Below are 216 nucleotides of genomic sequence, written 5' to 3' on the forward strand. Positions count from 1 at the left end.
TCACCATTACATCTATTTCTATACATACAGAGCAATACAAGGTCACTGAAACCAATACACTGGATTCAACTTCAACGGCACAAGGTTCATTGTTAGACAATGATAATGACCCAGAAGGTCATAGTTTCACGGTCACGCAGATTAACGGCATAGACCTTAATTTTGACATCGACACTGGCTTCGCAACGGTTGAGTTCCCTGAAGGGACGCTACGTA

Annotated in this window: 1 protein-coding gene; it reads left to right on the top strand. The window is 42.6% G+C overall.

Annotated elements, in window-relative coordinates; translation table 11 throughout:
- The coding region (locus tag RN22_RS25320) for a hypothetical protein (protein WP_046308507.1) at positions 1–216 on the top strand (216 nt) is incomplete at both ends.

This window comes from Grimontia sp. AD028, assembly GCF_000973155.1.
GTDB lineage: Bacteria > Pseudomonadota > Gammaproteobacteria > Enterobacterales > Vibrionaceae > Enterovibrio > Enterovibrio indicus.